The sequence below is a fragment of the Pandoraea morbifera genome (assembly GCF_902459575.1).
In the GTDB taxonomy this organism is placed as follows: domain Bacteria; phylum Pseudomonadota; class Gammaproteobacteria; order Burkholderiales; family Burkholderiaceae; genus Pandoraea; species Pandoraea morbifera.
In genome coordinates, this window is the sequence record NZ_CABPSD010000022.1 from 47,413 (window position 1) to 53,659 (window position 6,247).

Annotated in this window: 7 protein-coding genes, 2 tRNA genes and 1 pseudogene; 5 read left to right on the forward strand and 5 right to left on the reverse strand. The window is 61.0% G+C overall.

The window, feature by feature from the left end; all coding sequences use genetic code 11:
• Positions 1–137 precede the first annotated feature (137 nt).
• From PMO31116_RS22630 to PMO31116_RS22645, 4 genes and pseudogenes are all read left to right on the forward strand, one after another.
• Positions 138–524, forward strand: a complete 387-nt coding sequence (locus PMO31116_RS22630; protein ID WP_150568666.1) for a VOC family protein — start codon at positions 138–140, stop codon at positions 522–524.
• 463 nt (positions 525–987) lie between these two features.
• On the forward strand, positions 988–1,515 hold the full coding sequence (locus PMO31116_RS22635; protein ID WP_150568675.1) for an ester cyclase: 528 nt from the start codon (positions 988–990) through the stop codon (positions 1,513–1,515).
• 18 nt (positions 1,516–1,533) lie between these two features.
• Positions 1,534–1,713 (forward strand): annotated as a pseudogene (locus PMO31116_RS24185) (SDR family oxidoreductase); the annotation flags it as partial.
• A 41-nt stretch (positions 1,714–1,754) separates the two neighbouring features.
• The gene (locus PMO31116_RS22645) at positions 1,755–2,681 is read left to right on the forward strand and encodes a LysR family transcriptional regulator (protein WP_174971719.1); all 927 of its coding nucleotides are present in this window, start codon (positions 1,755–1,757) and stop codon (positions 2,679–2,681) included.
• Between the two features lie 170 nt (positions 2,682–2,851).
• On the opposite strand, the gene PMO31116_RS22650 is transcribed toward PMO31116_RS22645, so the two are convergent.
• The 3 genes from PMO31116_RS22650 to PMO31116_RS22660 are packed head-to-tail and all read right to left on the reverse strand — an operon-like array spanning position 2,852 to position 5,068.
• A complete protein-coding gene (locus PMO31116_RS22650; protein ID WP_150568667.1) occupies positions 2,852–3,763 on the reverse strand; it encodes an oxidoreductase in 912 nt (303 codons plus the stop codon).
• A gap of 29 nt (positions 3,764–3,792) precedes the next feature.
• The gene (locus PMO31116_RS22655) at positions 3,793–4,446 is read right to left on the reverse strand and encodes an NAD(P)-dependent oxidoreductase (RefSeq protein WP_150568668.1); all 654 of its coding nucleotides are present in this window, start codon (positions 4,444–4,446) and stop codon (positions 3,793–3,795) included.
• Positions 4,447–4,450: 4 nt separating this feature from the next.
• Complete coding sequence (locus PMO31116_RS22660; RefSeq protein ID WP_150568669.1) at positions 4,451–5,068, reverse strand: FMN-dependent NADH-azoreductase; 618 nt, start codon at positions 5,066–5,068, stop codon at positions 4,451–4,453.
• Positions 5,069–5,177: 109 nt separating this feature from the next.
• Here PMO31116_RS22660 and PMO31116_RS22665 point away from each other — a divergent pair, with 109 nt between their 5' ends.
• The gene (locus PMO31116_RS22665) at positions 5,178–5,612 is read left to right on the forward strand and encodes a winged helix-turn-helix transcriptional regulator (RefSeq protein ID WP_150568677.1); all 435 of its coding nucleotides are present in this window, start codon (positions 5,178–5,180) and stop codon (positions 5,610–5,612) included.
• A 371-nt stretch (positions 5,613–5,983) separates the two neighbouring features.
• Here the strand turns inward: PMO31116_RS22665 and PMO31116_RS22670 are convergent.
• Both PMO31116_RS22670 and PMO31116_RS22675 read right to left on the reverse strand, forming a co-directional pair.
• A tRNA-Cys gene (locus PMO31116_RS22670) sits at positions 5,984–6,057 on the reverse strand.
• A gap of 113 nt (positions 6,058–6,170) precedes the next feature.
• Positions 6,171–6,246 (reverse strand) — tRNA-Gly (locus PMO31116_RS22675).
• Between the last annotated feature and the right edge of the window lies 1 nt (position 6,247).

Sequence of the window (6,247 nt, forward strand, 5' to 3'; positions counted from 1 at the left end):
GAACGATGCCCGCAACGCGGCGGCGAGATTATTCGGCCCTGTTTGAAGATGATTCAACGCACGCACCCTATATCCGCAACATCAAAGGCCGCCAGAATGCTGGAAGCTAAACTTTCCGCCGCCGGGCCCCTGCTCTCGTGTACCTCGACCACGTCACTCTCGTCGCCGACGACCTCGAATCCATCCGCGCATTCTTTGTCGATATCGCCGGCCTCAGGATGGGGCCGCGTCCTCCGTTTGGCGTTGAAGGCTATTGGCTGTATCTCGACGGCCGTCCGATCGTTCACTTGGTCCGGCGGTCCTCGCCTGCGAACCGCGTTACCCGAATGTCCACTTCCCGCATCGACCATCTGGCGTTTCGCTTGTGCGACCCGGCGGCTTGGCACGCGCTCATCGCTCGGCTAACGGCGAGTCGTCTTCCCTATCAAATCGCCGACGTGCCGCTATCCGGCGAACGACAGGCCTTCGTTCAGCTTGGGCCTGCAGTGACTGTCGAATTCATCACACCGATGTCGCGCGATTAAAACGGTCTGCGCTTCAGGCGGCGAATTGCGCCATTGAGTGCGTTCCTTTCCATGAGCCCCACCGAGCCGCACGCGCCGTGTCTCGCGCCTGCTCGCCGTCCGTTCGCACCGCGCGACCCCGCGCTTCCCGACTTTTCCGTTTTCTTTGAAAGTCATTTAACGGTCGGCCCCTTTTTCTACAGCGCCTGACAAAAGCAGAATGCCTGTCATCCGCAGCACTGCACGCATCGACATACTGCCCTGGGTCGCCGCAATCGTGACGCTCGCCGCGCTTGGCAACCCGTTTCTCGCTCTGCGTCTCGATGTATGCGTGGCCGCTTCAGGCGTCGCGGCAATTGCGTCGCCACGCTGGGTCGCTCTTACCTTAATCATCCATCCGGAGAACGTCATGTCCCACACTAAGCGCTTTGCGTCGCGCATTAGCGCCATTTCCACCATTTCCACCGCTTCCGCCTTCCTCGGCATGGCATTGCTGGCCGTCGCAGGAGCGGCGAAGCCGGCCAGCGCAGCGACGATTCCGGCTGAAGACGGACTCGTGCAGCCACAGACATTGATCGTCGATCGCAGCCTTCCCAAGAAGCAGGCGGAAGCGCAGATTCGCGCCGCGCGCACCTACGACACGTTCTGGACCACGGGTGACGAAGCACAGGCCCGCGCCGCGCTCGCCGATACCTTCACCGATCGCACGCTACCGCATGGCCGCCCGCAGGGCATCGCCGGCCCCCTGGCGGCTTCGAAAGGATTTCATGCAGCCGTTCCCGACGTGCATGCGTCGGTCGAGCAGATGATCGTGGCAGGCGATCGTGTCATTGCGCATCTGCGCTTCACGGGTCATTTCACCGGCACGTTCAACGGCGTACAGGGCAAGGGCCAGCCAGTCGATTTCATCGCGACGGATATCTATCGCATTCGCGACGGCAAGATCACCGACAACTGGCATCTCGAGGACAACCTGACATTCCTTCAGCAACTCGGCATCGTTGCCAATTGAGCCGCCCCTCTCCCGGGCCTCGAGGAGAGACTCGATGACAATGCGCGCGACACGCGTGACGAAATCGCGGCGCGGCGTTTGCCAGCACACCGTGTCGGGCGCCTTGAGGACATGACACGCGCGGTGCTGTATCTTGCGTCCATAGGCTACGCAACCGGCTCGACAGTTCTGGTCGACGGCGGCGGCGCGATTGCGTGATTGACATGCGCGCGCGTTTCATCGACAAGGAGCGGCAACACGTGGATAACCTCGGTGACATCCGGCTGTTCGTGGAAGCCGCAGCGCTGGGCAGTCTCTCGGCGGCTGGACGCAAACTCGATCTGTCGCCAGCTGCGGCAAGCGCGCGGCTGGTCAGACTGGAAGCCGCGCTCGGCGTGCAACTGTTCGAGCGCACCACGCGCAGCCTGCGCCTGACGGATGAAGGCCGCACCTACCTGGCGCATAGCCAACATGCGTTGCAGACACTCGACGACGCCCACGCTGCGCTGCATGCAGGCCGCGAAATCGTCAGCGGCAAGCTGCGCGTGTCAGCAACGTCCGACTTCGGACGCAACGTGATCAGAAGGTGGCTCGATGCGTTCAACGTGCAGCATCCGGACGTGAGCATTGCCCTCGTGCTGTCCGATTCGCTTTCCCATTTGTTGCAGGACGACATCGACCTCGCAATCCGCTTCGGCGTGCCGGCGGACAGCACGATGATCGCCAAGCGAATGGCGCCGAATCACCGTGTGTTGTGCGCATCGCCGACTTATCTCGACGCACACGGCATTCCCGAAGATATTGCTTCGCTAGCGCAGCATCGCTTCGTGCTGTTGTCCTCCGCCGCCGGGGTCGCTAACGAATGGCACTTCCGACGCGATGCGGAAATCATGACCTTCTCCGCGCCTGTCGCGCAATCGCGCGAAACCAATGACGGTGCAGTGGCCCGCGAATGGACCCTGGAGGGTCACGGCATTGCGATGAAATCGATCTGGGATATCGGCCCCGATCTCAAGGCAGGACGACTAGCGCTGGTGCTCCCGGAGTGGCGCGGTCCGGATGCGCCGGTTCACGCCCTCTTCCAACGACGGCAGTTCATGGCGCCGCGAGTGCGGGCCTTGCTGGACTTTCTGGCGGTTCGGTTCGCAGATGACGCCAAGGAATTCGAGCCTTATTTCTGCAATTGATCTCGCGAACGCGGCGATTGGGGTAGGAAAATCGGTCGCGCGATCGCGGTCCCTTCGCCGCTTCCCGGAGTCCTTCGGTCATCCGGCGGCCGATCTTTTGGGGCGGGCATCGGCCAACGCGGTTAGTAGCTCCGCAAGCATCCCCATGTACTCGTGATCGAATCCTGACGCTATGAATTTGAAGGCAGTTCGGCGTCGATTCCCGTCAGTTGAACCGATACGTCCCACAGTCGTCTCGCGAGTTCTGGGTTCCGAGCGTCACGAGACGGACTACATTCACCGGAGGGGCCTCGCAATTCGGAGGTTTTCGTCGGCCCATAATAGCCGCCGGGCTTTATCTCTCCGGTCGCCGCTTGCAATGCACCCCACGCGCCCTGAACGGGCGTATTGAAGAGCAGGCCGATCAACGACATCGCGATGTTTCCCCACCAGCTATCACGCGCCAGGTTGGTTCCGGCAAGGCCCGGATGGCAGGCCACTGCCGTAACAGGTATGCCCGCCGCCCGCAGCCGCCGATCCAACTCAAACATGAAGAGCAGATTCGCGAGCTTGCTGGCTGCATAGCGCGGCATCCACCTGTAACGCTTCTCCGCATTGAGATCGTCCCACTCGATCGTCGCGTCCTTGTGCAGGCCGCTGCTCGTGACCACGATGCGCGCCCCGGAGGTCTCCATGAGCTTGGGCAACATGAGCGCGGTGAATGCAAAGCAACCAAGATGATTGACGCCGAATGTCCGCTCGAAGCCTTGCAGCGTGTGCTCAAGCTTCGGCCCTTGCACGCCCGCATTGTTGACGAGCGCGTCGATGCGCGGTTCCTTTTCGGCCAGTTTTGCCGCGTTGCGCACGCGCGTCAGATCAGCGAGGTCAAGCGGCAGGAATGCAAGATTCGCTTCAGATGTCTTCAGGCAAATCCGTCGGATCGCTGCTTCCGCTTTACGCTCGTCGCGGCATGCGAGCAGCACCCTGGCTCTTCGCGCCGCCAACGTACTCGCTATTTCAAAGCCTATGCCGGTGTTGGCGCCGGTGACGATAAAGGTCTTTCCCGATTGATCGGGTACATCGGCATGGGTGAATCCGCTCATGGGGTGAACCTTGTCGAGACGTTATGGCGTCAGTGGTCAGCGATGCCTGGCGCGGCGCGCACGAACTGCTTGTCGGTCACTTGTGCAACCAGGAACTTCGCGAGATTGCCTCTGGAGAGCGACGTGCTGAGTTTGGTCTTTCCATACCAGCCCACATCCACGCTGCCATCGGCGTGGCGATCCTTGAGGTTGGGAATGCGCACCAGTGTCCAGTCCAGGTCCGAATTGGCGACCAATTCGCCAGTCGCCTTGATGTCCTCATACCCCTTACGCGCGATAACCCTGAACAACAGCGCGAACGCATGGGTTTTGAAGTCGGTGCCGTCTCTGGGATCACGGTAGGCCGCCGTGGAAATCTGGATAAGGCGGCGCACGCCTGCGTGCTTCATCGCGGCGATGATGTGGGTCAAGCCGTGCATGATCGGCTTATCGCCTTGCACCTTGAGACTGTTGGGGCCAAGGGCGCTGATGACGGCATCGGCACCTTGGACGCACTTCGCAATCGCGCTCGGGTCTTGCAGGTCACCGACAACAATCTCGACCCTTCCCGCGAACGAGGCGAGTTTCTTTGAGTCGCGCGTATAGACTGACAGGCGGTAGCCCTGCTTCAAGGCTTCCTCGATGATGTGCTTTCCGGTTGGCCCCGTCGCGCCGAACAGCGCGATGTTTTTCTCCCTGGCCATGACGTCAGGCAGCCTTCGCGATCAAGGCTTTGACGGCCGTTTCGGCGTCGGCGGTCGCCGCCTTCGCCGCATCGGGGCCGAAAGCCGTGCCTTCGACACGTACCACTTCAACGTCGGTCAGGCCGATGAAACCAAGCAGATGCAGCAAGTAGTTAGTCTGAAAGTCGAACGGCGCCCAGGCGCCTTCCGAGAACACGCCGCCGGAAGCGGTAACGAGATAGACCTTCTTGCCGTCCAGCAGCCCTTTCGGCCCGGCGTCGCCGTAGCTGAAAGTGACTCCCGGCCAAGTGACGTGATCGAACCACGCCTTGAGCTGCGAAGGCAAACCGAAGTTGATCATGCCCGAACCGAGCACGATCACATCGGCAACCTTCAACTCGTCCACGAACGCTTGCGCGGGCTCCACCGCCTCGCGCTGTTCCGGCGTGCGAGCTTCGGGCAACGTGACTCGGCCCTGGATGTAGGCCTGCGTGATGTGCGGCGGCGGATTCGCGGCGAGGTCGCGAACCGTCAGCGGGCCGCCCGAGCGAGCCTGGATGCCATCGGCGATTTCGGTGGCAAAGCGGGCGGAAAGGCTGTCAGCCCCGCGCGGGCTGGAAGTGACAAGCAGGGTGTGGCTCACGGCAGCTCCAAGGTATAAAAAAAGAACTAAGTAAGAAATTCATGCTTACTTACCAATTCATACAAAGGATGGTATGGTTCCTGTCGATTCCCCACAAGAAGGCACACGCATGTCACTTAGTCACCCCGAGCTGCCTGCCGATATGCCCGCACCCGACGCTGGCGGCTACCTGGCAACGCGCGAAATCCTGGATCGCATCGGCGACAAGTGGAGCCTCTACATCGTTGCGATGCTGGCCAACGGCCCGCGGCGCTTCAACGAATTGAAGCGCGGCATCGAGGGCATTTCGCAGCGCATGCTGACACTGACCTTGCGAGGACTGGAACGCGACGGACTGGTCACGCGAACGATGTATCCGACAATTCCTCCTCGCGTCGATTACGAGCTCACCGACATGGGAAGAACGTTGTTGAAACCTGTCATGGCGTTGGTCGACTGGGCGAGCGAAAATCAAGTCGCCATCGCCGAGGCGCATAAACGTTTTGACGAAGCGCCGGAGCCCGATCAGGTCTCGGTTCAGGGCGTTGTCTACCAGCGTCGATAGACGAGTCCCGGCCGGCGGCTTGTGCCGGCACGGCGGGAAATCCGACTGCCAGCTCGCGTTGTGATCTGGTCGGACGCAGACTTCTAGCGGGTACGCAGGCGCTGAATCTTCCGATCTGGGCAACCAACAGTCGGCCCGGGCCGATCGAAAAAGTCACATGGCACGACTGGCTATCCGTACGCCGAACCACCCTGGGTTCCTAAACGTCTCGCCGTTCACGCAAACCAATGACGCTTCATGGCCAATCGCAGTCGTTCGCATACTCGACATTGCACGCCATCAATGCACAGATGAGTTCGCCGATTAGCGCCGAAGCACCGTAGCAACGACACAAAAAGAAAAAGCCCTGACAAGTCAGGGCTTTTGAATTTTGGAGGCGGGAGTCGGAATCGAACCGGCGTACACGGCTTTGCAGGCCGCTGCATGACCACTCTGCCATCCCGCCATCGGGATATGCCGCATTGTAACCACTCGCTGTCGCCATCGAGGGCGCCCGTCGGATCGATCGCCGTGGGCTCTTCGGCAAATAAAAAGGGAAGCCAGGCTTCCCTCTGGATTTGGAGCGGGAGACGAGTCTCGAACTCGCGACCTCAACCTTGGCAAGGTTGCGCTCTACCAACTGAGCTACTCCCGCA